Source organism: Pisciglobus halotolerans (genome assembly GCF_900113675.1).
Classification (GTDB): domain Bacteria; phylum Bacillota; class Bacilli; order Lactobacillales; family Carnobacteriaceae; genus Pisciglobus; species Pisciglobus halotolerans.
The window spans coordinates 1-1,122 of record NZ_FOQE01000087.1; the positions used below are offsets into that span (position 1 = coordinate 1).

The following is a 1,122-nucleotide window of genomic DNA, read 5'->3' on the forward strand; positions in this document are numbered from 1 at the left end:
CACGACCATTCTTTTAAATTCAAAGCTATATTTAGCCATAAAAAATGACCTCCAAATGTTAGATTTTTGGTCTAACATTTGGGGGTCAGTATAACGGACTGTTTTTTATTACAAGCTGATTGTCATTTGGCCGTTAGTCTTTAGCAAATGCAAAGGTCTTATTCAAAAGACAAGTCGAAGGTCAAATCTTCTCCGGCTGCTTTATAGTCGGCATCATGAGGGGCAGGAATAGTATATTCTACAGTTTTGACAGCATCTGCGTCTCCTTCAAAGGTAAAGACCAAATCGCCTTCTTTAGTATCCTTGCCAGTAAACTCGCCGCCTAAGCTGCTGCCGAGCGATGTATTGGCTTTGACTTCTTCATCTGTATTGGTCTTGATGTTTCCTTCTTCAGGGTTAAACGTGATCGTTTTGTCGCTTGTATTTTCAACTTTGACGCTGATGGTAATAAAGCCCATATCATCGCCGCCTAAGTTTTCTTTATAATCTTCATTCGGTTGTACCTGTGATTTCTTGATCGCTGTAATGGTCATATTGATCGGACCAGATGTTTGCGACTGATCAAGTTCTTTTACCTGCAAGTTCTCTACGGTACCGATCTCCGTTTCTTCTGTTTTTCCTTGTTCAGCTTGAGAAGAATCAAGAATTTCGGATTCAACAGTTGCACTTGCTGCAGATTCACTCGCTACGACAGCGCTAGTTTCTTCACTCGGCACGTCAGCATCTCCCTCTCCTGAAGAGCAAGCGCCCAGTAGCAGGGCACAAAAACTGACGGTCATTCCCCATTTAAATTGTTTCATTGTGATTGCCTCCTTGATGATCCATGAAGATAAGAAAGCACACTTTCTTTCGTCATGGTTCGTTTGTCTTCATTTTATAGCAAAATGTGGTGATTTAGCCAAATATTTGTTTGCAAAGAGGAGCATTACGCAAATGGAACAGAAGAGATTAGAAAATACTGTTATAAATAAAGGACGCTTAAGTGTCTATATGTTGGTTTGTTCGTTTTTTAAAAGAGAAAAAGCTTGTATGTGTAAAATAGTTCTCGAGATGTTTTTCATTTTTTACTAGCAAAAAGAAAGAAGGCGTTCTATCATAAATGTATGCTTGACTGGCAAATAC

At 39.4% G+C, this 1,122-nt stretch carries 1 protein-coding gene; it reads right to left on the reverse strand.

From position 1 onward, the window contains the following. Nucleotides 1-158: 158 nt before the first annotated feature. The gene (locus BM057_RS11485) at nucleotides 159-800 is read right to left on the reverse strand and encodes a DUF4352 domain-containing protein (protein ID WP_047390898.1); all 642 of its coding nucleotides are present in this window, start codon (nucleotides 798-800) and stop codon (nucleotides 159-161) included. Nucleotides 801-1,122: the final 322 nt, after the last annotated feature.